Source organism: Haloarcula sp. Atlit-47R (assembly GCF_003665985.1).
GTDB lineage: Archaea > Halobacteriota > Halobacteria > Halobacteriales > Haloarculaceae > Haloarcula > Haloarcula taiwanensis.
Genome location: NZ_QPLQ01000005.1, coordinates 200012 through 226070 on the forward strand (window position 1 = coordinate 200012; position 26059 = coordinate 226070).

Annotated in this window: 25 protein-coding genes and 1 pseudogene; 14 read left to right on the plus strand and 12 right to left on the minus strand. The window is 62.1% G+C overall.

Translation table 11 applies throughout. The features are described 5' to 3' along the window. Positions 1-41 precede the first annotated feature (41 nt). Entirely contained in the window at positions 42-1466 is a 1425-nt protein-coding gene (locus DVK00_RS17945; protein WP_101349815.1) for a sulfatase-like hydrolase/transferase, read from the plus strand. 13 nt (positions 1467-1479) lie between these two features. Here DVK00_RS17945 and DVK00_RS17950 read toward each other — a convergent pair whose 3' ends face one another. From DVK00_RS17950 to DVK00_RS17960, 3 genes are all read right to left on the minus strand, one after another. Then, on the minus strand, positions 1480-2916 hold the full coding sequence (locus DVK00_RS17950) for an oligosaccharide flippase family protein (protein ID WP_101349814.1): 1437 nt from the start codon (positions 2914-2916) through the stop codon (positions 1480-1482). Between the two features lie 164 nt (positions 2917-3080). Then, a complete protein-coding gene (locus DVK00_RS17955) occupies positions 3081-4220 on the minus strand; it encodes a glycosyltransferase family 4 protein (protein ID WP_101349813.1) in 1140 nt (379 codons plus the stop codon). A gap of 105 nt (positions 4221-4325) precedes the next feature. Next, positions 4326-6026 (minus strand): glycosyltransferase family 39 protein, encoded by a 1701-nt coding sequence (locus DVK00_RS17960; protein WP_101349812.1) that lies wholly within the window; start codon positions 6024-6026, stop codon positions 4326-4328. A 311-nt stretch (positions 6027-6337) separates the two neighbouring features. On the opposite strand from DVK00_RS17960, the gene DVK00_RS17965 reads away from it, so the two are divergent. The 4 genes from DVK00_RS17965 to DVK00_RS17980 are packed head-to-tail and all read left to right on the plus strand — an operon-like array spanning position 6338 to position 11156. Beyond that, the gene (locus tag DVK00_RS17965; RefSeq protein WP_233560830.1) at positions 6338-7264 is read left to right on the plus strand and encodes a glycosyltransferase family 2 protein; all 927 of its coding nucleotides are present in this window, start codon (positions 6338-6340) and stop codon (positions 7262-7264) included. 2 nt (positions 7265-7266) lie between these two features. Further along, positions 7267-8562, plus strand: a complete 1296-nt coding sequence (locus tag DVK00_RS17970; protein ID WP_101349810.1) for a sulfatase — start codon at positions 7267-7269, stop codon at positions 8560-8562. Positions 8563-8601: 39 nt separating this feature from the next. Continuing rightward, positions 8602-9705 carry a sulfatase-like hydrolase/transferase gene (locus DVK00_RS17975; protein WP_101349809.1) on the plus strand — a complete coding sequence of 368 codons (1104 nt, stop codon included), beginning with the start codon at positions 8602-8604 and terminating at the stop codon, positions 9703-9705. Further along, positions 9705-11156, plus strand: coding sequence for a lipopolysaccharide biosynthesis protein (locus DVK00_RS17980; RefSeq protein WP_101349808.1), 1452 nt, complete (start codon positions 9705-9707; stop codon positions 11154-11156). Before DVK00_RS17975 ends, DVK00_RS17980 begins: the two co-directional genes overlap by 1 nt. Positions 11157-11177: 21 nt before the next feature. Here the strand turns inward: DVK00_RS17980 and aglG are convergent, their stop codons facing one another. Beyond that, positions 11178-12113, minus strand: a complete 936-nt coding sequence (gene aglG / locus DVK00_RS17985; RefSeq protein ID WP_101351417.1) for a glucosyl-dolichyl phosphate glucuronosyltransferase — start codon at positions 12111-12113, stop codon at positions 11178-11180. 96 nt (positions 12114-12209) lie between these two features. Between aglG and DVK00_RS17990 the strand changes: the two genes are divergently transcribed. Beyond that, positions 12210-15026, plus strand: a complete 2817-nt coding sequence (locus DVK00_RS17990; protein WP_101349807.1) for an oligosaccharyl transferase, archaeosortase A system-associated — start codon at positions 12210-12212, stop codon at positions 15024-15026. Positions 15027-15160: 134 nt separating this feature from the next. Here the strand turns inward: DVK00_RS17990 and DVK00_RS17995 are convergent, their stop codons facing one another. The 4 genes from DVK00_RS17995 to DVK00_RS18010 form a co-directional block, all read right to left on the minus strand. Then, positions 15161-15340, minus strand: a complete 180-nt coding sequence (locus tag DVK00_RS17995) for an HEWD family protein (RefSeq protein WP_004593110.1) — start codon at positions 15338-15340, stop codon at positions 15161-15163. Between the two features lie 121 nt (positions 15341-15461). After that, complete coding sequence (locus DVK00_RS18000) at positions 15462-15917, minus strand: hypothetical protein (protein ID WP_121512482.1); 456 nt, start codon at positions 15915-15917, stop codon at positions 15462-15464. Between the two features lie 111 nt (positions 15918-16028). Continuing rightward, positions 16029-16472: an acyl-CoA thioesterase gene (locus DVK00_RS18005; RefSeq protein ID WP_121537659.1), complete on the minus strand. Its 444-nt coding sequence runs from the start codon at positions 16470-16472 to the stop codon at positions 16029-16031. A gap of 57 nt (positions 16473-16529) precedes the next feature. Beyond that, positions 16530-16805, minus strand: a complete 276-nt coding sequence (locus tag DVK00_RS18010; RefSeq protein ID WP_004515723.1) for a PadR family transcriptional regulator — start codon at positions 16803-16805, stop codon at positions 16530-16532. Positions 16806-17052: 247 nt separating this feature from the next. Between DVK00_RS18010 and DVK00_RS18015 the strand changes: the two genes are divergently transcribed. The 3 genes from DVK00_RS18015 to purM are packed head-to-tail and all read left to right on the plus strand — an operon-like array spanning position 17053 to position 20320. After that, positions 17053-18585 carry a TraB/GumN family protein gene (locus tag DVK00_RS18015; RefSeq protein ID WP_101349804.1) on the plus strand — a complete coding sequence of 511 codons (1533 nt, stop codon included), beginning with the start codon at positions 17053-17055 and terminating at the stop codon, positions 18583-18585. Next, positions 18585-19259 carry a metalloprotease gene (locus DVK00_RS18020; RefSeq protein WP_101349803.1) on the plus strand — a complete coding sequence of 225 codons (675 nt, stop codon included), beginning with the start codon at positions 18585-18587 and terminating at the stop codon, positions 19257-19259. The genes DVK00_RS18015 and DVK00_RS18020 overlap by 1 nt, the downstream gene beginning before the upstream one ends. 53 nt (positions 19260-19312) lie before the next feature. Next, positions 19313-20320, plus strand: coding sequence for a phosphoribosylformylglycinamidine cyclo-ligase (gene purM, locus DVK00_RS18025; protein WP_121578134.1), 1008 nt, complete (start codon positions 19313-19315; stop codon positions 20318-20320). Positions 20321-20349: 29 nt separating this feature from the next. Here purM and DVK00_RS18030 read toward each other — a convergent pair whose 3' ends face one another. The 3 genes from DVK00_RS18030 to DVK00_RS18040 form a co-directional block, all read right to left on the minus strand. Beyond that, positions 20350-20529, minus strand: coding sequence for a hypothetical protein (locus DVK00_RS18030; protein ID WP_101349801.1), 180 nt, complete (start codon positions 20527-20529; stop codon positions 20350-20352). 86 nt (positions 20530-20615) lie between these two features. Continuing rightward, entirely contained in the window at positions 20616-21158 is a 543-nt protein-coding gene (locus tag DVK00_RS18035) for a CBS domain-containing protein (protein ID WP_005534977.1), read from the minus strand. A gap of 70 nt (positions 21159-21228) precedes the next feature. Further along, entirely contained in the window at positions 21229-21600 is a 372-nt protein-coding gene (locus DVK00_RS18040; protein ID WP_004515717.1) for a DUF555 domain-containing protein, read from the minus strand. A gap of 273 nt (positions 21601-21873) precedes the next feature. On the opposite strand from DVK00_RS18040, the gene DVK00_RS21845 reads away from it, so the two are divergent. From DVK00_RS21845 to DVK00_RS18060, 5 genes are all read left to right on the plus strand, one after another. Next, positions 21874-22044 carry a hypothetical protein gene (locus tag DVK00_RS21845; RefSeq protein WP_198560228.1) on the plus strand — a complete coding sequence of 57 codons (171 nt, stop codon included), beginning with the start codon at positions 21874-21876 and terminating at the stop codon, positions 22042-22044. A 90-nt stretch (positions 22045-22134) separates the two neighbouring features. Beyond that, positions 22135-22857, plus strand: a complete 723-nt coding sequence (psmB, locus tag DVK00_RS18045; RefSeq protein ID WP_121512486.1) for an archaeal proteasome endopeptidase complex subunit beta — start codon at positions 22135-22137, stop codon at positions 22855-22857. Between the two features lie 131 nt (positions 22858-22988). Continuing rightward, positions 22989-24356 carry a phosphopentomutase/phosphoglucosamine mutase gene (locus tag DVK00_RS18050; protein WP_121512487.1) on the plus strand — a complete coding sequence of 456 codons (1368 nt, stop codon included), beginning with the start codon at positions 22989-22991 and terminating at the stop codon, positions 24354-24356. 59 nt (positions 24357-24415) lie between these two features. Continuing rightward, positions 24416-24802, plus strand: a complete 387-nt coding sequence (cdd, locus tag DVK00_RS18055) for a cytidine deaminase (RefSeq protein ID WP_004593122.1) — start codon at positions 24416-24418, stop codon at positions 24800-24802. Further along, positions 24799-25623: a nucleoside phosphorylase gene (locus tag DVK00_RS18060; RefSeq protein WP_121512488.1), complete on the plus strand. Its 825-nt coding sequence runs from the start codon at positions 24799-24801 to the stop codon at positions 25621-25623. Before cdd ends, DVK00_RS18060 begins: the two co-directional genes overlap by 4 nt. Before the next feature lie 233 nt (positions 25624-25856). Here the strand turns inward: DVK00_RS18060 and DVK00_RS18065 are convergent. Then, positions 25857-26059, minus strand: a pseudogene (locus tag DVK00_RS18065) (NAD(P)/FAD-dependent oxidoreductase); the annotation flags it as partial.

Below are 26059 nucleotides of genomic sequence, written 5' to 3' on the forward strand. Positions count from 1 at the left end.
TCACGAAAGACATATTATTGCCACTCCGGTCACTCAACACAATGGATCCGCCGAACGTTCTCCTCGTCATTCTCGATAGCGTCCGGGCGAAAAACATGAGTCTCTACGGGTACGGTGCCCGGACGACGCCGTTTCTCGAACGGTTCGCCGACGAGGCAGAGGTGTACGAACAGGCGCGTGCGCCGAGTATTCACAGCGTTGCGAGCCACGCGAGCATTTTTACCGGTTATCACGTCCCTGAGCACGGCGTGACCAAGCACGAATCGGAACTGGACCCGGAGAGCACGATCTGGCGCGAGCTCGCGGACGACTACGGCTATGAGACGGGTGTCTTCACCCCAAACGTCGTCGTCAGCGTCTCCTCGAACCTCGTCGAACCGTTCCAGACTGTCGACGGGCCGCGACAGGACCCGGGTCACCGCTACTTTGAGGAGGGAATCGCACCCTCAGATGTCGAAGGGCATCAGACGAACCGCGAGTACCTCACTCGGTGTTTCAACAGCGATGCGCCGCTGCGGTCGGTGATCAACGGGCTGTACTTCCAGTATTACGACGGCGGAACCGAGGCGGAAGACGAGTCAGCCACTGAATACATCGATTCGTTTCTGGACTGGTCAGGGTCCCGGAACGGGCCATGGGCGGCGTGTCTCAACCTGATGGGCGCACACTACCCGTACGAGCCGGGCGCGGAGTACGATCAGTGGGGTGGCGACGAGTTACAGGCCCTCCACGATTCCCTGCCGGCCCCACCGTCACGAGAGATTGCCACCGACGGGGACTGGTGGAAGCTCCGGGCGGTGGAGAGTCTCTACGACGGGTGTATCAGGCAACTCGATGCCGCGATGGAGTCCCTCACAGCGGCGCTCAGGGACCGAGGCGATCTAGACGAAACACTGCTGGTCATCACAAGCGACCATGGCGAGGGATTCGGCGAGCGAAGTCGTATCGACCCCAGTGTTCAGGTCGCGGACCACAGCTGGGGGATCAGCGAGGTACAGACGCACGTCCCGCTCGTCGTTAGCCGGCCGGGCGAGTCAGACGGCGTCGTCGAGAACCGGATCGCGAGCCTCACCCGGTTCCCCGACGTAGTCAGAAACGAGATCGACGGCGAGCGTGGATCGTTCACCGTCGACGATCATGCGATTGCCATGACCCACCGTCTCGAACAGCCGGAACGAGTGTTACCGGCAGCGTGTCAGGACCGGTCGAAATACGGCGGCCCGTGGCGAGCGGTCTATCGACAGGACGGCGACCGCGTCAGAAAGGTCGCCGACCACGGATCGACGGCGCGAACGATACTGATAGAGAACGCTCAGGTGTCCTATCCGCGAGACGACGAGGAATCGTCTCTGGGAGCCGTTTACGACAGCTTCGAAACTAAGGGCGTTCGGAAGGATCAGAAGGACGGACAGGCGCTTGATGATGATGTCGAAAAACAGCTGGAAGAGCTGGGCTATCTCCGGTAATCAGCTTCACCGGTTATCGCAGTGAAGCGACTTGCGGGATGTTGTCGAGGACTACAGTCCGGAACTGAGACGAGATAGACACTAACACTGCGAAATAGGTGGCCGCCCCAAGGATGATAAGTGCGGTCGTCGCGACCTCGTTGGGGAACGGTTCGTTCGCCCGCGTTAGCACACCGTTGAGAACGGTGACGAGTATCCCCATCGCTACCGTCGCACCAATCTGTCGCAAGATTTCGGTGACTGGAACACTGAAGTCGAGATGTCTGCCAAGGATGAGATAGCCACCGATCAGGCTCAGGAGCGAAGACAGCGCGGACGCCAGCGCAGCCCCGGTCATACCGATGGTATAGACAAGCGCCGCGTTCAGTGTCACGTTCGAGGCGATCAGTATCCCGTTTACCTTGAACGCCGCCTTCGGTTGGTCGATCCCCCCGAGCGCGTTCGTGAACTGCTTCTGGTAGCCGTAGAACAACACAGAGAGAATAAGCAGCCCGAGGACCTGTGCCCCCTGTACGAACTCGTCACCGTAGATTCGAAGGATGCGATTGGACAACAACAGCCCGCCGACGAGACCGGGTATCGTCACCAACCCGGTGTACGAGAGCGCATCCTCTACGAGGGATGCGACCTGTTGGTCTCGATCGTCTACTGACAGCTTGCTCAGTTCTGGAAACAGCGCGCCACTGATCGACGTACTGAAGATAATGAGGAAGTTCGCGATGTTCCAGGTGATCCCATAGACGCCGACGAGCGAACTCGGCACGAACAGCCCGAGAATGATAACGTCGGCTTGCTGGAACGTTTTCCCTTCGAGCCGCCCCATCCAAGCGTACTTCGCGTAGTCGACGAGACGCTCGAAGTGTTTCTTCTCCGGAAGGTTGTACGGTCCACCGAGAACGTAGAGCCCGGCGACCACGAGGACGAGGCCACCCAGCGCATACCCCATGACGAGCGCAGTCAATCCGAAGCTGAGAAGTACACCTCCGACCTGCAGGACCGTCCTGGCGATTCGTCGTGCAACCTTGAGCACCGCCGCGACGTGGACCATGTGGGCCCCGTTGAGCATCGCATCGACGTACGACCCGAGTAGTCCAACCGCGAGAAGGATAATTACGAACCCGATATGGTCGACATCAAAGCTGCTGGTGACGACGTCCTGAAACAGCAACAGACCGACAATGATTACGCCACCGATGGCTGCAATTGTGAGCCCCCCCGCAAGCTTGTACTCCCCTATGTCCGTCCCCTCGCTGACCCGTTTCGTAATCGCGCTGCCGATTCCGATAGATCCCAGAAGCGAGAGCCACGCAACGATAGAGAGCAAGAGATAGTATCTCCCGAGGACTTCCGCACCGAGTAATCGTGCGAACAGGATCGTGGCGATGAAGCCGGCCGCAGAAGAGAGCCCCTTCGAAACGAAAGAGATGAACGATGTTTGTCCGATTCGCATCCGTATGCATCAGGAGATGGACAAGACGTTATTAGAACTTGTTGATATCTCTGTGAGTGGGTGTGTAAATCAGCGTATACCGTGGTAACGCGCCTAATCAGCCTGTGAGGCGATAGGTGACGTGCCGACTATCGGAACGCTGGCCAATCAGCAAGATAGCACACCTACAGCCGCTTGAGTATCGACCTGTACCGCTCACAGGCCGCCTCAAAGCTGTACTCAGTCTCGATTCGGTTGCGTCCGTTCTCGCTGATGTTGTCAAGATCGTCTCGGTCCAGACTATCGAGTATAGTCTGTCGAAGCGCCGGCGGCTCCCGTGAATCAAGCAGGAAGCCGGTTTCGCCCTCGCGGACAACGTCTGGAACGCCCGAAACCGGTGAGGCCAGTACCGGCGTTCCGCAGGCCAGCGCTTCCAGTATTGTCGTCGGTAGTCCCTCCGTCGGCTGTGACGGCAACACGAGCAGCGAGAGATCGTTGAGTTGGTCGGGCACATCGTCGTGATCCACCCAGCCGGTGAGTTCGACTGCGCCGCGCTCGATTTCAGACGCGAGTTCGGTTTCCAGCCACTCCCGGAGGTCACCGTCGCCGATGAACCGGAAGGTCACGTCGTCGGGTAGCTCTGTGGCGACAGCAGCGAGTTCGCGGACGTTCTTTTCTTCGTCAAGCCGACCGAGGAACCCGACGATGCGGTCGCGGTCGGCGTAGGGCTGCTGGACGCGAAATTCATCCGTCCGGACGTAGCGCGCCCCCGTCGGATACACGGTCGGGGATTCCGGATGCAGGTCCAGTTGGCGGGCCATCTCGGGCGTGTATGTGATGACCCCGTGAGCCGCGGCGAAGCCGGCTCGTTCAAGTGCACGGACGGCACTGGCGAGCCCGGCAGCCACCGGGTCCGGCAACTGCTGTTCCCAGTTCAGCCGGAGCGTCAGCGGCACATCACCGCGGGGTTCGACGAGAACCGTTTTACCGAGCAACCGAGCCGCGATAATGGGAAGCAGGTACGACGTTGCGCCGAAAAACAGGACTACGTCTTCGTCACGGTCGGCGATGACGCGGCACATCCGGAGCTGGTTCAACAGGAACCGGACGGCGGCGGTGACGACGGAGTCGCCCGCGCCTTTCTGCGTGAGCTCGACGAGTTCGTGCCGGTCGCGAATCTCGGAATCAGCCGGCAGATCAGCCGTCACGAGCGCGACCGATGTCACAGCCGACAGGATGTCGAGCAGGCTTCGTGTGGCGTTCTCGCCAGCAGCGGCGAGGGGATGGGTCACGACGCAGACACTCGGGAGTGATTCGTCAGTCATAGAATCCACTTTCGTTCGGTGTCACGGGTGATTCGCTGGCTACTCTGTAGTGTCTGTGGGCGGAGAGAACGGGTCCCGGGGAGTGATTTCGACATATAGTTGTCATTAGCAAGCCGGTTCATCGTCTATCCGCTTTAGCACGACGATAGTCGGGTTTCCGTCTTCGGGGAACGACGAAAGTCCGGCGCTGTCTCTGAACTTTCGCTCCGCGCTGAGTTCGGTGTCCACCGGCGGACCGAACGTCCGGACGATTTCGTAGTCCTCCTCGGCAAACAGCGCCGACATGCGTTCAGTCACACCCGGGTACACGGACGGATCCTTGAAAAAGCGGAAGTAGTGGTAACTGGAGAGCACGACGTACTCGGGCGCGTTACAGTCCAGTCGTTCAAGCCCCGGCTGCCACTCCTCGCGAGGGAACGTCGAATGAATGACGTACCGGTTCACGGTCGCTTCTTCGGGGAACTCCGGGAGGTACACGCGCTGGGAATACACGTCGACAGTATCAGCGCTATCCAGATTCGCGTGTGTCCACTCAGTTGCCTCCTGCCGGGACTGGCTGACATCGGCGACACCGGCGACAGTGTGTACGCCCGAAAAGACGACGACGAGCGTGAGAAATCCGATGCCGACCACGCGCATTGAGCGATCGGATCGGGTCAGATCGGACCCGGCGACGCCGGCGAGGACCGCGAGAACCGGGAATAACGGCATCACACGCGGGAACTGTGTCATGTTCCCCTGAGTGATGACTGCGAAGTACGGGATAGCATAGAGAAGCAACAACCAGACCGCACTGTCAAGGGTGCCTCGCAAGAGGAAAGCGATGACGAGTAGTACGGACAGTATCGAAAACAGGAACAGTACGATGCCCTGTCCTTCGGCGAGGTGTGCAAGCTGAATGAGCCACCCGGGGTCAGACCAGTTGTACGAGACGGAGTCGCTCGTACTGCGGACGACGTACCGAGAAATCTCATCGGCCCACGACACTGGATGGAAAAAGATTGACGGGGTCGTGGCGATGTAACCGAGTATAGTTAGCGTCGGGTACCTCCAAACCGCTTTGATGAACTCACCGACGGTCCCCGATTCGTCCCAGTGGCGTTCGATGATGACGATAGCAATAGGCAAGACGAGGAGCCCGGCGGTTGCCTTCGTCGACGCTGCTAAACCAGCGACCAGTGCGGCAGCCAACAACGTTCTGGTCTCTCTCGAATGAAACGCACGAACCGTTAGCAGGAATCCGAGCATGAGGAAGAACGTCATCGGGACGTCCTCAGTAGCGTAGTGGGCGGTGAGGACATACCCGACAGAAGTCGTGAGAAAAACGGACGCGAGGATTCCGGCACGGCGGTCCAGTAGTTCTCTACCAAGGTAATAGAGGACGACAACAGTCCCGACACCGAACAAGACAGATACAAGCCGACCGGCGAACAGCACGTCGTAGAAGGCTGTGAGAAGGTCGGGAGACACACCCCAGCTCGGCGAGCTTCCGACGCTGGCTGCGCCCGACATGATGTCGCCGAACTGTCCGGTCACAAGCCAGTACAGCGTCACCGGGACGAAAGAGAGCGCCAGAAGGTAGAGGTGGAGGTTCCCGCCTTTCCGGAAGTTATCGATGAAGGGGTTCTGCTCGTATCCCATCCTGAGAGCGAGTTCGATAGCGCCGGTTTCGTCCGGAAACGTCAGATGCGGCCGCAGTCGCCAGGTACCGAAGACCATCAGCAGGAACGCAGCGAGCGCGATGAGCGGCACAAACGGCTCACGTCGGACCGACTTGCTGATTCTGTTCCACAGGATAGAGGGCATTTCCTCGTGATTGACCACTGACTGTAATAGTCTGTACGGTTCCGGGAGACAGCACCCCGATTACAGGCATGCGTGTTGATTTTGTATACGTCTCTTCATCAGGGGAGTGTCAGCCTGAAAACCACTCTAAAGGACTAATGATCGGGATGTTCGCGGTATCGGCATAATTTGAGCAGGTAGCAAATGGCAACTGTTAATAAATGCGCATCTTGTAGCACATACAGACCCTCAGAATGGCAAAAACAGGGAGTCTACCGGACGGGTCGGCCGTATCAGCGACAGATACCGACAGTGACGTCCAAACGTCTATTGTGCTTCCTGCATATAACGAGTCCGAGAATCTGGAGCCGCTAGTCGACGAGATCCAGTCTACGTTCCGTGAGAATACGACGTACGGCCCATACGAGATAGTTGTCGTTGACGATGGGAGTACGGACGGGACGGCCGAGACGATACAGCAGATCGCGACGGACCGTGACGAAGTGACAGGAGTCTTACTTCGACGTAACTTCGGGCAAAGTGCGGCCCTGGCTGCCGGAATCGACTACTCGATAGGGGAATACATCGTGACGATGGACGCCGACCGGCAGAACAATCCGGCAGACATCCCGAAGCTCCTCACGAAACTCGAAGAGGGGTACGACTGCGTCAGCGGTTGGCGGCGCGACCGCGACGACCCGCTCTCGAAAACTATTCCGTCGGCAATACAGACACGGTTGGCGAAGCTGACAGGGCCGGACATTCACGACTTCGGATGCACGCTGACCGCCTACCGAGCTGCGGGGCTGAAGGAGATAGACCTCTACGGCGAGGGCCACCGGTACATCCCGGCGAAGCTCCACAAGCGAGGGTACAAAATAACGGAACTGCCCGTCGACCACCGGCCGCGAACCGCCGGGGAGACGAAGTACGGGATGAAGCGGCTGGTCAAGGGGTTCGTCGACCTCCTGTTTCACGTCTTCTGGAACCGGTTTTCCACCCGGCCGTCGCATTTCTTCGGCGGTATCGGGCTCGTCCTGATGACGGCCGGCGGCCTCATCGGGTCACACATGGTGTTTCTCAAGTACGCCTTCGGACAGTCGCTGGCACCGCACGTCCCGCGGCTCATCCTGACCGTCGCGCTGGTCCTGTTCGGCGTCCAGCTGGTGATGTTCGGGTTCCTCGCGGAGATGATAGTGAAACAGCAGTACCGGGACGAGCGACCGTACCGCGTCAACACCATCATCGGTGAGGACTGACAATGCAAGATTTCGACTCACACGCTATCGAGAACGTACTGCTCGTCAGCATCGACTGTCTCCGGGAAGACTGGCTCCAGCGGGGCATCTCGGAGGGCATCGTCCCGACGCTCGAACGGCTGGCGACCGAGGGGTTGTACTTCGACCGGGCGTTCACCGTGGCAAACACCACCGACCCGAGCCTCACGTCGTTCATGACCGCCTCGTACCCCCACACCCACGGCGTCCAGGAGAACGGCTGGGGGCTCGACGAGTCTATCCCCGTCCTCGCGGAGTCGGTACAGGACGCGGGCCACGACACGTTCGGCGTCGTCAGCGTCGACCACCTCAGCGACGAGCACTCGGGGCTGGGCCGGGGCTTCGACGAGTACTGTGACGGCGGCGGCTCCTACGATACGCTGTACCCGATTCTGAGCCGGATATACGACACGAAGACGTTCAACACGGTGTTCGGTGCGGTGAAAGACGTCGGGACCGAGCAGTGGAACCTCAAGTCGCTCCTGCGACAGACGGGACTCATCAGACTGCACTGTCGGACGGCAAAGAGCGTGACACAGGACGCCGTCGAGCAGCTAGACCGCGTCGACGGCCCCTTCTTCGGCTGGGTCCACTACTTCGACATGCACGAACCGCGGAACTACGACCGCGGCGACCTCGACACGCACGACGAGTACACGGCCGCGATGAAGCTCGTCGACGGGTACGTCCAGCAGGTACTCGACGAACTCGAAGCGCGGGACCTCCGCGAGGAGACGCTCGTGATTCTCACGGCCGACCACGGGGAGGCGCTGGACGACCACGGCTACACGGGCCACGGCCGCCAGCTCTACGACGAGGAACTGCACGTCCCGCTCGCGTTCCACCACCCGGACATCGACGCGGAGACCGTCTCCGACCAGGTCCGGACAATCGACATCGCGCCGACGGTGCTCGACCTGCTGGACGTCGAGGTCCCGGACGCGTTCGAGGGGCGGAGCCTCCGCGTGAACGACGACGGGACGCCGCCGGGAGACCGAGACGCGTTCCTGACCGCCTATCCGGAGTTCGCGGAGTCCATCGGCCTCCGCACGCCGGGGTGGAAGCTCATTCGCGAGGGGACCGAGCACGAACTGTACGACCTCTCGGCGGACCCCGAGGAGACGAACGACCTCGTCGCCGCCGGCGCGACGGACGGGACGCCGTACGACGACCTCCGCGAGAAGCTCCAGGCGTGGGACAGCGCCGGCAGCGACGTCAGCGACCAGGACATCGATGCCGACACGCAAGAGATGCTGAAAGACCTCGGCTACGTGGACTGACCGTAGGACTCAAGTGTTTCTCAATCGGTGCTGGTAGCAATGAGGGATGTCATCTTCGTTACTGCGGACTCCGTCCGTCACGATTTCCTAGACGCGATGGAGTTCGTTTCTACGTTCTCGAACCACCGGGGCGTGACCGGGGCCCACTACACGCGACCGAGCCTCGCCAGTATTCTGACCGCCTCGTACCAGGGGGCTATCGAGTCCCGCGCGATGTCCCCGACAGTCGCCGAAGCCTTCTCCCAGGCCGGATACACGACGATTGGCCTCTCCTCGTCTCCCCACACTGACCCGCGGTTCGGGTTCGACGCGGGATTTGACGTCTACGAGAACTACTGCGAGGCGGGCAACCGCGGCAACCCGCTCCGACAGTTCGCCTCACAGTTCGACCTCATCCGGAAGGTCTACCACCGCTTCCGGCCGCCCCACGCGAAGCTATCGAACCGGCTCCCGGACGACGAACTCATCGACAACGCCATCGCGGCGTTCAACGACGAGTCGGGCCCGCGGTTCATGTGGCTCCACATGATGGGCACCCACCGCCCGTACGGCCTCGGCGACGACGCCGTGCCCAAGGAGATAGACCGGAAGGCGCTGTTCGCCCCTGAGAAGCTCACTGCCGACGAGAAGGAGACGATTACGCGGAAGTACCGCCAGACCCTCTCTCGGGCGGACGCCGAGATAGAGCGCCTCGTCGACTCGGTGGATTCGTCGGAGCCGCTCGTGGTGTTCAGTTCGGACCATGGCGACGAGTTCGGCGAGGACGGACACTACTTCCACCAGCCACAGCGGCGGCGGGTGGTCGACGCGCTGACCACCGTGCCCGTGGCGACGAACGACCTCTCGCTGTGTGAGCCACTCAGCGTCCTCGACATCGCCCCGTCGCTGCTTGCCGAAGTCGGCGGCGAGATCCCGTCCGAGTGGCACGGGAAAGACGTCCGCGAGACGCCCCGAGACCAGACGCTCACCATCGCCCCGTGGCACGGCACGACGACCGTCGCGTGGCAGGACTTCGAGACGAAAATCGTGAGCCGCGACGCCGACGTGTCGATGGTGCGGAACGGCGAGACGGTCGACGTCGAGCGCGAGGACGTCGACGAGGACCTCAAACAGCAGATGCGCGACCTCGGTTACGTCGAGTGATGGCCGATGACGACAGCATCCTGAAAGGCTACCTCTCGGTGTTTACCGGCGACCTCGGCCGACTCCTGACCTTCGCCGTCTTCATCCCGTTGCTGGTCCGTACCGTCGGCGAAGGCGGGTTCGGGACCTACGCGCTCGTGATGGCGATTTTCCTCCCGAGCCGGAAGATACTGAACCTCGGGCTGTTCGAGGCGACCAAGACCTACGCCTCGCGGGAGCGCGGCGAGGAGCGAGCAAGCGTTGTCACCACGTCCTTCGCACTCCACGTCGGGAGCCTCCTCGTCGGGATTCCGGCGCTGGTCGGGCTCATAACCTGGCTTACCGACGGGACGCTCCAGACGGCGCTGTACCTGATGCTCGGTGCGGTCGTCGGGGAGCAGCTGTACTACTTTGGGCGCGGCGTGCTCCACGCCTACAAGCGGGAGGAACTCGCCGAACCGCTCGTCCCGGCCCGGTCGGTCATCCTTGCCGTCGTGGGGCTCGGGCTGGCCGGGGCCGGGTACGGCGTGCCGGGTGTCTTCGCCGGGTTCGCGACCGGGTTCCTGCTCACCGGCCTGCTCTCGACGGCACTTGCGTTCCGCGAGGCCGGCGTACTCCCGTCGATACGTAGCCTGGCTCTCCGGACCTACGCGCGGCCGCTCGTTCGGTTCGGGGCCCAGTCGATGGTACTCACGCTCCTCCTGACAAGCATGTACAAGGTCGACATCCTGCTTGTCAGTCACTTCTGGGACGCAACGACAACCGGTCACTACCGGGCGGCACTGCAGGTCTCTGAGTTCATGTGGGTCGTCTCGGTGGCGATGGAGATGGTGATGATTCAGTCGACGGCGGACCTCTGGGCCGACGGGCGGATAGACCGCCTCACGTCGCTGCTGTCGCGGCTCCTCCGGTACGTCGTCGTCCTCACGGTGTTGCTCGTCGCCGGCGTGTTCGTCCTGGGCGAGCAGTTCCTCACCGTGTACTTCGGCGAACCGTATGAGGCGAGCGTCCGACCGCTCCAGGTTCTCCTGCCGGGCGTGCTCGGCTTCGCCATTGCGCGGGTCATCTGGCCGGTGCTACAGGCTGGGGGACACCTGCGGCAGTTGCTGCTCGCGACCGGCGCGTCGGTGGTGGTGAACGTCGTCCTGAACCTAGCGCTGATACCGCGAATCGGCATCGTCGGCGCGGCTATCGGCACCTCAACCGCATACGGGCTCATGGCGGTGACTCACGTGGTAGCGGCGCGTAACGTCGGTCTCAAGCCACTCACCGGGTTCCCGGCAGTCCGGGTGCTCGCTCTCGGCCTCGGCACGACGCTGTTGTTGCTCGCGCTGGAACCATACGGGCCGTGGTTCATCGACCTGAGCATCCTCCCGCTCGTGGGCCTCGGCGTCTACGCGCTCGGTAGCCACGTCTCCGGCGTCCTGACGTTCGACGAGGCCACCGAGGTACTGGACTCGGTGCTGAACTGAGTCAGTGGGGCGCGGCTGAGGCTACCGCCAGACGTACATCCCATAGAGGTAGCCGACGCCGACGCTCCCCGTGAGCAGAAAGAGGAAGAGGAACTGCAGGACGGCCCCGAGCGACGGGGACGTGACGATATCGCGGAGACGCGACGGGGCGAACCGGAACAGGAGGTCCCCCAGGAAGTCCGACTCCGCGCCGGTCGATTCAGGGACGAACACCTCCATCCCGCGCTTGGAGTAGCCCTGCCAGAACGCGCGGTCCACGAGCCACCCCGGGTCGGTCCGGTAGTCGAATATCTTGTGTGCGACCAGCGCGTCGGGGGTGTAGTACACCCCTTTGTCGTATTCGCTACGCAGGCGCGCACAGAGTTCCGTCTCGCCGCCCTGGAGGTTCTTCTCGCCCTGTCGGCCGCCGATGTCGTCCTCAAAGCCGCCCAGTTCAAGGAACACGTCCCGTTTGAAGGAGATGTTCGAGCCGAAGGTATTGCGGACGACGCCGGATTCGTCGGGGTCGCCGTTCGGTCCAAATCCGCGGTGGGTCACACCGATAAGCCAGTAGAACTCCGCAGGCAGAAAGCTGGGTTTGCCGGCGACCCACGCTGGCGTCATTCGGCCGCCGACCGCGAGCGCGTTCTCCTGTTGGTAGGCATCGACTAGCGCCATGACCCACTTCTCGTCAGCGATGGCGTCGTCATCGATGAATGCGACAACGTCCCCGGTGGCGACTTCGGCCCCATTGTTCCGGCTCTCTAGCAGTCCGACGTTCTCGTCGTTACAGTGTATCAGGACATCGTCTCGGTTGCCGAAGTCGGATTCGTACTGTTCGTACACGTCCCGGTTCCCATCCGAAACCAGTACGAGTTCCACGTCGTCGTAGGTCTGGGCTAAGACGCTCTCGGCCGCCGCTCGACAGTCGTCGTATCGCTCCATCGTGTGCGTACAGAGCACGACCGAGACTCGCATGGTCGGTGGTGTGCCACCGGTACTGTTAGGCGTTTCCATCCTGCGCCCGCATAGAGGTCAAAAGGCTTATGCGCGCCTTGGCAGTTTTTCCGTGCAATGAGTCAATCACGGGGCTATCTTGACGACAACCCCGAACTCGAGTCCGCCCTAGAGTGGGCCGAGCGCTGGTACCACATTCCGGTCCTCCTGGTACTGCTCGGGTTCATGCTGTGGAATCGCGTCCGGAGCTGGGAGAACTTCATTGTTGACGGCGAAGTTCTCTTCAGCGGGAACGATGCCTGGTATCACTACCGTTCGACCCAGTACGTCGTACAAAACTGGCCCTCGACGATGCCGTTCGATCCGTGGACAGCGTTCCCATACGGGACCAGTAACGGGCAGTTCGGGACGCTTTTCGACCAGATCATCGCGACAGTGGCCCTGATTATCGGCCTGGGTTCCCCCAGTGACCAGACAGTCGCGATGACGGTTCTGTTCGCGCCGGCCGTGTTCGGGACGCTAGTTGCCATTCCGACGTATCTTATCGGACGGCGACTCGGCGGCCGCCTCGGCGGCGTAACTGCGGTTACTGTGATGGCATTCTCGACCGGGTGGCTCTTGCAGCGGAGCCTCGTCGGTTTCTCTGACCACCACGTCGCCGAAGCGCTCTTTCAGGTACTCGGTGTCCTCGGTGTCATGGTGGCGGTCAGCGTCGCCGCACGTGACAAACCGATTTACGAGCAGTTCACCGAGCGAGACATAGACGCACTCCGGGACACCATCAGCTGGTCCATGCTGGCCGGTGTGGCAATTGCGATGTATCTCTGGGTCTGGCCCCCGGGTGTGCTCCTTCTCGGGATACTCGGTGTCTTCTTCCTGCTCCGACTGTGTCTGGAGTACGTTCACGACAGCAGCCCAGAACACACAGCTATCGCGGGCGCAATCACGATGGCGACTGCCGCCGTGGTGAGTGCATCGAGAATCAACGTCCTAGAGATCACAGCGACCGCCCAGTCGCTGCTCCAGCCGGGGCTGGCGTTGGCCGTTTGCTTCGGTTGTGTGTTCATGGCGTGGCTAGCCCGCTTCATGGAGCAGCGCAAATACGGCCGGTACGTGTATCCAGCGGTCGTGTTTGGAATCCTCGCGTCCGGGGCTGTTCTGATGGCATTGCTGACTCCCAGCCTGTGGGACTTCTTCACGCGAAACGTAACGAGAGTCATCGGGTTCACGATCAGTGAAACGGCCGGAACCGTCGGCGAGGCCGCGCCGCTACGGGGCGCTGGGGTCCTGTTCGAGGCACACGGGTTTGCTGTCATCGTTGCGGCTATCGGTGGAATCTTTCTGCTCGCAAAACAGTTCCTCTCCGACGATGCGCCCGCTGAAGAACTGCTCGTCGTCGTCTGGGCACTGTTCATTCTACTTGCCGCGTTTACACAGCAGCGGTTCGCGTATTATCTGGCCGCGCCGATTGCAGTGCTATCGGGAATGGTTGTCGGCCAATTCATCCACTGGTTCGATTTCAGCGCCGACGACGGGATCGAATACTATCAGGTCATGACGATTCTCACGGTACTTCTCGTCATCGTCGTCCCACTATTCGCGTTCGGCACAGCGCCGGTCGAAGCCGGTTCGACCGGTCCCGGGCCGAGTATTCAGGGCTGGGACGAGAGCCTACAGTGGATGGAAGGGAACACGCCCGCGGAGGGCGCGTACGGCACCGGTGGTGACGCGACTCTCGATTACTACGGCACCTATCAGAAACAGGACGACTTCGACTACCAGCAGGGGCAGTACGGCGTCCTGTCGTGGTGGGACTACGGGCACTGGATTACGACGCGAGGCGAACGGGTGCCGAACGCGAACCCCTTCCAGCAGGGAACGGATACGGCCGCACCGTTCCTGATCGCACAGAACGAGACGCGGGCCAACAGTATCCTCAATAGCACAGACGAAGACGACGCGAAGACGCGGTACGTTGCCGTCGACTGGAAGATGGCTGAGACCAACGGAAACCTCGGTGGCAAGTTCTTTGCACCACCGGCATTCGTTGACGGAGTACAGACTAGTGATTACTACAGTCGGCTGTACATCCAGTCCCAAGCCGGTGGGGTCCGCCAGGTGACGTTCCAGCACCAGGCCTACTACGAGACGATGGTCACTCGGCTGTACCGTTTCCACGGAAGTGCCGCCGAGCCTCAGCCGATTGTCATCGACTGGGAGAACAAACAGACGAGCCAAGGCGTGCAGTACCGTGGTGCACCGACGAACGAACAGGAGCCGGAGGGCCAACAGCAGGGCCAGGTCATCCGCCAGTTCCAGTCACTTGAACTGGCCCGTCAGTACGTCGAACAGGATGCGACCTCGCAACTCGGCGGCTACGGCGACGCACCTGGCGAGCGTGTACCGGCGATGGAGCACTACCGTCTGGTCGGTTCCAGTGAGACTGAGGCGTTCCCGAACAGTCCGCAATACCAGCACTCCGCCTGGACGAAAATATTCGAGCGCGTCCCCGGTGCGACGATTGAAGGGACCGGACCGGCCAACACGACAGTCCAGACCGCCGTCCAGATGCGCAACCCAGCCACGAACAAGACGTTCATCTACCGCCAGCGGACCCAGACAGATCAGAACGGGAACTTCGAGATGACCGTGCCCTACTCGACGACCGGCTACGACGACTGGGGAACTGACGAGGGCTACACGAACGTGAGTGTCCGTGCCGAGACCCAGTACCAGTTCAGCGCAGTCGGTACTAACAACGGTAACAGGACCGGCTTTACTGGCACGACCGAGGTCACCGAGGGACAGGTTATCGGTGAGGACGACTCCGCCGCGACCGTCGAGCTGGAACCGGTAACGATTCAGCAGGGCAACGAGACCAGCGGTGAATCACGCGCACCAGTGACCGAAGGCGTGGCTGAAGCGGGGGCATAGCTGCGTCCCGGCGGTTGGTCACTGGCGGAGCCTGTGCGGCCTACCCGAGACTTTTTGTTGGATTCTGTCGGCTGACTCCGTTCTAACAGTGACAGGCCTGCCGGTCGAAAAGTCGGGAGCAGCGGGCGGCGAACTCACTCGGCCAGCGGATTGAACGTGCCGTTGATATCCCACTCGTGGAGACAGTGTGGGTCGCCAGATTGCTTGGTGCCGTCGTCAGTGACGATACGCCAGCTGTGTTGGTCCGGGTCCCACTCGTCGACCCGCCCACACCGCTCACACTCGCGTTTGCGTGGGGTAACGATTTCAGCCATATCTGGTCCAAGCGCGTGGGTCGTTATCAGGCTGCCGGTCCCTGACCGGTCTTCGGGACGAGTCAGAGCCGACAGCGTTGGAGTGCCACACCGGCACTGACGACAGCAACCGCTACCGCGCTCAAAAGTCCGGGAGGTCGTCCGCGCTGACTTCTTCCGCTTCCCAGTCAATGTACTCGTCGGCCAGTACCTCACAGACGACCTGTCCGAACTCGGTCAGTCCGGCGTTGATACCCGAGACCGTCCCCCAGGAGTCGATGCCCGGATGGATCTCCCGCTCGCGCCAGTCCTCGGGCAAGCCCGGTGCGTGGTAGCCGACGCGACCTGCGAAGGAGTCCCAGAAGAAATCGAACTCCTCGATGAGTCCCAGGTCGGTGACGATTTGCCACTGGTCGGCATCGAGCGACGCGTCCGCGGCCCATTCTTCGAACGCGTCGGCCCACGCGCCGTCGTCAAGGGCCTCGGCGAGTTCCTCGCGCCGGTATTCGTCGCCCTGTACGTCCGCATCGTCGTACTCATCGGCAGCGACGCCGGTAGACAGCGCCGGCCGCTCCGGCGTCTCAACATCGAGTGTCATAGTCGTGGTACGTGGCGGAGCCGAATAAAGCTCATACTGTTGGCTGTCCCGTCGTGACGGTACGGTAGTCGTCGCTCCGAGGTGACAGTGTGGTAATTGCAGCAGACAGTATCAGCGGTTCGCTTCCCCGTCGAGGGCGCGCTGTCGCAGTTGTTCACCACGGTCAGTCTCGGTCGCCACGTCGGGTACGGGAACCGGGTTCCGGTCCTCGTCGACCGCGACGTACACCGAGTACGACTCAGCGGTCGATTCAGTCTCGCCGGTTCTGATGTTCTCTCGGGCGGCCCGGAGCCGAACTTTGACACTCGTCTCGCCAGCGTCGTAGACAAACGCCTCAATAAGAGCCGTGTCACCGACAGGGATGGGTCGCTTGAAGTTTACCTGGTCCATCCGCGCGGTGACACAGGTTTCACCGGCAAAGCGCATCGCCGACATCGCCCCGAGTTCGTCCATCCATTTCAGGACGTTTCCCCCGTGGGTTGAACCCAGATGATTCGAGTGGTTGGGCTGGACCATCCAGCGGTTCTCGATATAGGTTTCCAGTACCGTTGGCATGGCCCGAGGTTGGCCAGCACTTGGGTTGAGTCTGTCGAACGGGCTTCGAAAACGTGGCTACGCCGAAACGTACTGTGCTTCCCACTCTTTCCGGGCGTCAAGTTCGCGCTGGCCGCGCTTGGTCAGCGTGTAAAAGTTCGTTCGGCGGTCGCGTTCGCCCTTCTCGATGAGTGCCTTCTCGACGAGCGTGTCAAGGTTCGGATACAGCCGGCCGTGGTTGACCTCGCTTTCGTAGTAGTTTTCGAGCTCTTCCTTGATTGCTAACCCGTGGGGCTCGTCAAGGCCTGCAATGACGTACAGCAGGTCCCGCTGGAATCCAGTCAGGTCATACATCGTATATCCGATACAGTTTGACTCTATACATATCAGTCTTTTGAATCAGCAAATCTATTACGTATTTACAGATGCCGTCACCGTCCAGTAGTTACCACGGCATCTCTGGCTGTATTAACACGAGAGTCGGTAATAGCTTCGCCCCGTGGCGGGAACATACAATGCCACAAACATGATTTCGGTCGGTGTTTCAGCGTAGTCACCTGGACCCGACAAGGGTAAGGGAAGCGAATGTGTAACGCGGGTGATGACCGAACACGCGGAGTCGGCGGCAGACGAGTTCCCGGAACCGTCGGGGGCGGGACGCGTCGATGTCGTCGGAACCGCTCACGTTTCCGAGCACAGCGTCAGGGAAGTGGAATCAGCGATTGAGGACTCCGAGCCCGATATCGTCGCCGTCGAACTCGACGAGGGTCGGTATCGCCAGATCAAAGGCGAAACGCCTGACGACCTCGATGCGAGCGACCTCCTGCGCGGGAACACCGTCTTTCAGTTCCTCGCGTACTGGATGCTGTCGTACATCCAGACCAGACTTGGCGACCGGTTCGACATCGAGCCGGGTGCGGACATGAAAGCGGGCATCGACACCGCCGAACGGCTCGGCCTCGGCGTCGCACTCGTCGACCGGGATATTCAGACGACCGTCCAGCGGTTCTGGGCGCGGCTGACGGCCGTCGAGAAGCTCAAGCTCGTCGGCAGTCTCGCGGCCGAGATGGGGCCGCCGTTGACCGTCGGGCTGACTGTCGGCGCTGTCTTCGGCGGGCTGTTTGCGGTCGTCGCCGGGGCCTTCGGCGGTCCGTTTATTGTCCCGAGTGGGGCGCTCTCGGGGGTTCTGCCGGGCGGTCTCGGCGGGACCGTCGAGGGCTTGCTCGATACGCTGTTGCTCATCTGTGTTGCCGCGGCCGGTCTCGGAATCCCTATCGCCGCACTGCTGGTCCAGTTCCGCGGCGAGGCCGACGTTGAGGAGTTCGACATGGAGAAACTGACGGATACCGACGTGGTCAGCGCGATGATGGAGGAGTTCCGTCAGTTTTCTCCCGGCGGCGCGGAGGCGCTCATCGACGAACGCGATGCGTTCATTGCACACAGACTTATCGCCCTCCGCGAGGCCGGCTATCACGTCCTCGCCGTTGTGGGTGCTGGCCACCGTGAGGGCATCGAGAACTATCTCGACAATCCGGAGACGCTCCCGCCGATGGAGTCGCTCACCGGCACCGAGGGGGGCCGTCGTGTGTCGCTGTACAAGCTCGTCGGCTACGGCTTCGGGGTCGTCTTTCTCGTCTTCTTTGGCCTGCTCATCCTCGGCGGCGCGAGCCAGGCGGTACTGCTGGAGCTTTTCGTCGCCTTGGTCGCCGTCAACGCCGTGCTGGCCGGCGGGCTGGCGAAGGTGGCCGGCGCACACTGGTCGAGTGCGGCCGCCGCCGGTGCCTTCGGCTGGCTGACCAGCCTGTTCCCGCTGCTCGCGGCCGGCTGGTTCGCGGGCTACGTCGAACTCCGGTACATCTCCGTCAACATCAGCGACATCGCGACGCTCAACGAGATACTCAACGACCAGGAGTCGCCGGTCATGGACCTCGTCAGCCGGATGCGTGCGGTGCCACTGTTCCGGCTGATTCTTGTCGTCGCGCTGACGAACGTCGGCAGCGCCATCGCGTCGTACGTCGTTTTCCCGGTGTTGATCCCGTACATCTCGTCGGACATCGGCGGAATGCAGGGCGTCTCGCGCCTGCTCTGGCAGGGCGTCCGCGAAGGAACGCAGATACTCGTGGGGGTCCTCTGATGGCGGGTCGACGACGGCGAACCGCTGCGGGTCGGACCATCGGCGGCCTCAGCTTCAGCCAGCGCGAACTCCGGGACCTTCTCGTCGCCTGGCTCGCGCTCGGGCTGGCGTTCACGTTCTTCCTTGAACGGGAGTTCCGGCGCATCGTCTTCGGCCAGTTCGGCGGCCTCTCGGGTGCCGAAATCGCCAGCACGTTCGCAGTCAGTCTGCTCACCGTCGGTGTCGGCTTCCTGCTACACGAACTGGCTCACAAGGTTGTCGCCGTCCGCTTCGGCCAGATAGCCGCGTTCAAGGCCGACTACCGGATGCTCGGGTTCGCGGTCCTGGGCGGCCTCGTCGGCTTCCTGTTTGCCGCGCCGGGTGCGGTCGTCCACCGCGGCCGCCTGACGGCCAAGCAACACGGCCTCATCGCCGTCGCCGGGCCGGTGACGAACCTCGCGCTCGCCGCCGTCTTCCTCGTCCCGTTCGTCGCGGCGCTACTGTCGGGCACGGGCGGTTTCCTCTGGGAAGTCGCGCAGATGGGCCTGCAGATCAATCTCCTGCTCGCCGGCTTCAACATGCTGCCCTTCGGCCCGCTCGACGGCCGAACGGTCCGAGAATGGAGCACGCCGGTGTTTCTCGTCGTGGCGATTCCGTCGATTCTGCTCGGTGTCGGCGCGCTGTTTGTCCTCTAAGCCGCCTCCGCCGGAACGACGCTCTTTTGCCCGCGCCACGCGCGCTCTCGGGTATGACCGACAGCGAGTCCGCGGACGACACCGAGGGCGAGGAGGGACTGACCTACGCAGAAACCGGTGTGGACATCGACGCCAGCGAGGCAGCGACGAAGGCGCTCATCGGCGCGGCCGGCGAGTTCGAGGGCGACTACGCCGGGCTGGTCGACATCGGCGACCAGTACCTCGCGCTCGCGACGGACGGCGTCGGCACGAAACTGCTCGTCGCCGAGGCCATCGACGACTACTCGACCATCGGCATCGACTGCATTGCGATGAACGCAAACGACCTCATCGCGACCGGCGTCGAGCCGGTGGCGTTCGTCGACTACCTCGCGGTCGAGACGCCCGACGAGGAGACGAGCGAGGACATCGGCGCGGGGCTCCGGGCGGGGGCCGAGCGGGCCGGCGTGGCGCTGGTCGGCGGCGAAACCGCCGTGATGCCCGACGTCATCAAGGGACTGGACATCGCTGGGACCTGCGCCGGACTGGCCCCGAAAGACGCCGTCTTCCCCGGCGAGGCCGAGCCCGGCGACGCCATCGTCGGCTGGCCCTCCTCGGGCATCCACTCCAACGGGCTCACGCTGGCGCGCGAGGCGGTCACGCGCGACCACGAGTACGACGACCCGTTCCCGCCGAACCCCGACAGGACCATCGCCGAGGAACTGCTGACGCCAACACGGATCTACAGCGAGGTGCTGGCCCCGCTCCGGGCCAGCGAGACCCATGCGGCCGCACACGTCACCGGCGGCGGCTGGACGAACCTCACGCGGATGGGGAGCTACCGGTACGAGATTACGGATCCCTTCGAGGCCCAGCCCGTCTTCGAGTTCGTTCAAGCGGAAGGCGAGGTCTCTGACGAGGAGATGCACCGGACGTTCAACATGGGGACCGGGTTCGTCGCCGCAGTGTCCGAGGCCGATGCTGCGGCAATCGTCAACGACAGCGAGGACGCGCGCGTCATCGGCAAAGTGACTGACGGGGACGAGGCGGTCTCGATTCGCGGCCTCGGACTTACCGAGTGAGCGGCGCGACGGATGCCCATCGGGCGCGTTCAGGCTGACAGGATGTCTTTGCCGGCGGTCTCCTCCGCAATCCGAATCTGGAGTGCTTGGCGGATATGGTATCTGGCCGCTTCAGTTTCGGCGGTTTCAAGTGCCTTTTCGAGTTCGGCGTACAGTGGGTCGCTGGGATTGGCCATGTGAATACGTCTATCGTTGGTGAGAATAGACATATACCCCTGACACTGTTTTCGGTAGTAAGCCCCTCCTACGGGGAGTACGGCCCCACTATCCCTATTCGCGTTTGTGAGAATCAGAGTTAGCTGACCGTACGCGCGATGTCTGCTTCGGTTATGACACCGATAGTTTCTCCACCTTCAACGACCATCACAGCCGCATTATGGTTCAAGTAAGCGTCGACTTCGTCGATGGGTGCGTCTGGCTCAACGGTTGCGATAGATTCGTTCATCACTTCAGCCACTGGAAGGTCGCCGACGTTCTCCTCGGGCCGCTGACGGATATCGGAGTTGCCGATGAGGCCCTGCGGGGCCCCGTCCCGGATGACGGGGACCTGTGAGTACCCCTTCTCGTCCATCACGTCTTTCGTCTGGTGGACGGAATCGTCGGGCGCAACGCCAACGACAGGCGAGTTCATCAGGTCGCGGGCTTTGATAATGCCGCCCTCGGCCTCTTCGAGAGCAGTCACGATGCGACGGAGTGTCGACAGCCGCGGGTCCACGTCACCACCTTCGATACGAGCGATAAGGGGTTGGGAGACGTCAGCCCGCTCCGCCAGTTCACTCTGGGTCAGCCCGAGTTCGTTGCGGCGTTCCCGCAGGTCCTGTGGCGTCGGTAAGTCCATATCCGCTAATTACCAGAGGTAATATAAAAAGCCCACGGCTACCGCGGCAAGCGAATCAAGGTGGGTTTAGTTATGCCTCGGCTTCGGCTTCGTCCTCGTCGGCCTCGGTCTCAAATACCTCAACGACTTTCAGCGGGACATCCCGGAGTGCACCGCCGATTTCGCTTTTGGCGATCCGCTGTGCGTGTTCCGGGGATTCGGCGTTGAACACATCCATCTCGAGTACCAGTCCGACGAGCGCCGTGTCGGCCGCAATGAACGCCGAGTCGAACGGTTCGCCACAGGCCGGGCAGCCGGTCGCGCCGACCTCGACCTCGACGTAGTCCATCTCGGCCTCGTTGAGCCGCTTCCCCGCTTCGCTCACTGCGACACCGATAGCGTCGTCGATGTCGTCTACATCACGAACCAGCCAGGCTGCTTCCATCGCCACGAGGTAGTTCATACATTAGCTCTCGTGGCCCGACTATTCGATAGTTTTGATTCGCTTCTGTTGCGCACGTCACCGTTACTATCTCTATAACTTATGCAAACCAGCCGTCTGACTCATCCCCCCATTATATCTGTTCAGAGAGTTGTCCAGTCGGTTGCTCGTCTTCTCGGGCGTTTGAGTAAACCGCAGGACCGCGGCCCATCAGTTCTTCATAATCGATAATTCTTGACTGAAATGTGGCAGCAAGACTTATATACAAGTCTCTCTCTGAAACGACCGAGGAAGATGGTAGCTCGACTGTACACCGCAACGCTGTTCGCACTGTATCAACTTACCCTGCTCCTGGGCATCGTGCTGCTACCGGTAGCGATGCTCACGGAGCGGTTCGGACTCCGACTGCCGATGGACCGGGCCGTGTCAGGACTCAACGAGGCCTACGATCAGGCGAGCGCGTAAGACGGGACAGCCGACTGAGCCTACCGACGGTTGCGGTCAGGCTCATCAGGAAAAGAGGTTTTATCAGCGCCCGACTAGTACCCCACAGTAATGCGAGATATGACTCCGGGGCCGGATCTTTCTGGACCCCAGGCTGCTGACGAGTTCCAGAGCGACCCGTACGCACCCGAAGTCGGCGAGCTCCCCGCACAGTCCACACAGGATTCAGAGAAGGTGAACAAGACCGGAACGACCACTATCGGTATCAGCACGTCCGAGGGCGTCGTCATCGCGACGGACATGCGCGCCTCGCTTGGCGGTCGCTTCGTCTCGAACAAGAACGTCCAGAAAGTCGAACAGATTCACCCTACGGCGGCGCTGACCCTCGTTGGGAGCGTCGGCGGCGCACAGTCGTTCATCCGGACGCTTCGCGCGGAGGTCAATCTCTATGAGGCACGCCGCGGTGAGGATATCAGCATGAAGGCGCTTTCGACGCTGGCAGGTAACTTCGCCCGCGGCGGCCCCTTCTTCGCTATCAACCCTATCCTCGGCGGCGTCGACGACGACGGCCACCACGTCTACTCCATCGACCCGGCCGGCGGCGTCATGAAGGACGACTACACTGTCACCGGCTCCGGGCTCACCGTCGCGTACGGGACACTCGAAGACCGCTACGAGGAAGAGATGACAAACGAAGAGGCAAAAGAAGTCGCTGCCGCCTCGATCAACGCCGCCGCCGAGCGTGACACCGGCTCTGGTAACGGTATTTACCTCGCCGATGTCACTGCCGACGGCGTCGACATCAACGGCTACGATTTCGACGAACTGCTGTAATCGGCTTTTCCAGTCTCTTTTCGACCGCTTGTCTCCGACGCTAACCACAGTTCTCGACCAGCCGTCCACGGGGCGTCTCTGAACTGACGTGCGAACGAGAGAATTATACGGTCGGCTTCCGCATCGCCGGTATGGAACTGTTCGGGACCGCGGGGATCCGCGGTGATGTTGTATCGAAGGTGACGCCGGACCTTGCACTGCGAGTCGGACAGGCGACTGGGCAGGACGGCGAGACGTTCGTGCTTGGGTACGACGGGCGCGTGACCTCGCCAGCGCTCGCTGATGCGATGGCCGCGGGACTGCAAAGCGCCGGCGCGCGAGTCGTCAGAATCGGCCGCGTGCCGACGCCGGCGCTGGCCTACGCCTCGCAGGGCCGCCACGGGGTGATGATCACCGCGAGCCACAACCCGCCGACGGACAACGGCATCAAGGTGTTCGCCGACGGCACCGAGTACGGCGACGACGACGAGACGCGAATCGAAGGGCGAATCGAGGATGGTTCGACGCCGACGGCCTGGCGCGACTGGGGCGACACAGAGTCGGTCGACTACCTCGACGAGTATCGAAGCGCTGTCGCCGACTACGCTGAATCGCTCGGCGGTGACCCGTCTGGACTGACAGTCGCCGTCGACTGCGGGAACGGGATGGCCAGCGTGGCGACGCCGCAGGTGCTCCGGGAGCTGGGGGCCGACGTGCTGGCGACGGAGGCAAACGTTGACGGAACCTTCCCCGGCCGCGAGAGCAAACCCACGCCGGAGACGCTGGCCGATTTCCGCGAGTTCGTCGCCGAATCCGACGCCGACTTCGGGTTCGGTCACGACGGCGACGCCGACCGTATCGTCGTCGTCGATGCCGACGGCGATGTCATCCACGAGGACACGATACTCGCGATGCTGGCCGAACACTACACGCGTGCCGCGGACGTTTCTGACCCAGTCGTCGTGACGACGCCCAACGCCTCCGGCCGCATCGACGAACGGGTCGAGGCTGCCGGCGGCCGCGTCGAACGTATCCACCTTGGTTCCCTCCACGTCGGAATCGCTGACGTTCGCGCGGACGCGACCGATGAAACCGAAGTCGTCTTCGCCGCAGAACCATGGAAACACATTCACACCGCCTTCGGTGGCTGGATCGACGGCGTGGCCAGTGCGGCCGTGCTGACGCGTCTATTCGCCGAACAGAGCGTCGCTGACAGGCGAGCCGTCATCTCTGAACGGCCGTACGAGAAGGTGAGCGTTGAGTGTCCCGACGATGCCAAGGTCGAGACGATGGCCCGACTCGAATCCAGCCTGCCGGACGCGTTCCCCGAAGCGGATGTCTCGACCGAGTACGGCGTCCGGCTCTCCTTCGACGACGGGTCGTGGACGCTCGTCCGCCCGAGCGGCACCGAGCCGTACGTCCGGGTGTACGCAGAGAGCGACGACATCGACGCGCTGGTCGCCGACACCACACAGGCGGTCCGCGACGCCGTCGAGGCCGTCAGCGCCGCCGACGCCTGACACCACCGACCGCTATAGAGACCGACAGAATTTCTACACGGCCCTGCGACGCCCAGTGCATGGAGGATCTCCTCGACGCAGCGCGAGATGCTATCGACGAGGCGTACGCGCCGTACTCGGAGTACACCGTCGGCGCAGCGCTGGAAACGAGTGACGGTAGCGTCTACACCGGCTGTAACATCGAGAACGCGAACTACAGTAACAGCTTACATGCCGAAGAAGTAGCCATCGGCGCGGCTGTCAGCGACGGGCACCAGTCGTTCGAGCGTGTTGCCGTCACCTCGGGCAAACGCGACGGTGTCACTCCCTGTGGGATGTGCCGCCAGACGTTCAGCGAGTTCTGTGACGAGTCGTTCGAGATCATCACCGACGGCGACGAGCCGACGGTGTACGAACTCGGGGAGCTCCTGCCGACGACAATCACCAGCGACCATCTCGACAAATGACAAGCGATAGTGAAGACCCGAACGACGACGTACAGTACCATCTGGAAGTGAGCGAGGCCGACGTGGCCGACAGCGTCCTACTGCCGGGGAACCCCGAGCGCGTGGAAAAGGTCGTCGACTACTGGGACGACCACGACATCGTGGCTGAACACCGCGAGTACCGCACGGCCACGGGCACCCACGACGGCACGCCCATCTCGGTAACTTCGACCGGTATCGGCGGCCCGTCGGCCGCAATCGCGCTCGAAGAACTTGCCCGTGTCGGCGCTGACTCGTTTATCCGCGTCGGCTCCTGTGGCGCAATTCAAGAGGAAGCCAGCATCGGCGACCTCGTCATCACGACCGGCGCGGTACGACAGGAGGGGACCAGCAAGGAGTACGTCCGCGAGGATTATCCCGCCAGCGCCGACCATCGAATCGTCTCGGCGCTCGTCGCCGCCGCCGAGGAGCTCGGCTACGACTACCACCTCGGCGTCACCTGCTCGACAGACAGTTTTTACGCCGGGCAGTCACGCCCCGGCTTCAAGGACTTCGAGGCCAGCGGCAGCGACGAGCGCATCGCGGCGCTGCAAGAGGCCGGCGTCCTCAACTTCGAGATGGAGGCCGCGACGATTCTTACGCTCGCGAACCTGTACGGACTGCGGGCCGGCGCTGTCTGTACGGTGTACGCCAACCGAGTCACCGGCGAGTTCCGAACCGAAGGCGAGCGCAAAGCGGCGAAATGCGCCAGCCTCGCCGTGTCGTATCTGGCCGAGATGGACGCCGCTGTCGAGGAAGCCGATGCCGACAGCTGGCACGCCGGTCTGTCTATTGACCGCTAGTCCGATTTCCAATCGCTGCTAATCGGGACTGGATGCTATTGCAGAAACAGTGCGGCAGCGGCAAATGCTGTGTAGTAGCGGTGCAGTCCGGCAGAAACAGCATACCGCGCGAGCGGAACGAAGCGCGGTTTCCCCGGACTCGCCACCTCGCGGCGAGTCCGGCCTTGTTCGCCCACGTTTTTCAAGGAGTGGTTCGCGCTATCAGCGCGAACCCGACGCTGAAAAAGGTGGTCTCACATGTCGGGCCAGGCCTTGGCGGCCCGACCAACGCCGGTCACGTCGTTGATCCAGCGGGCGGCAATCGCCTTTTTCAGCAGTTTCGCCGGCAGCCCGCCAAACGTCTCAACTGGGACGTTCACCACGTCGTGGGCAACGGCTTTCTCGCCGACCGAAACAACCGTCCCTTTGTCCTTGTGGGTCCAGGTCTTTAGCGGCT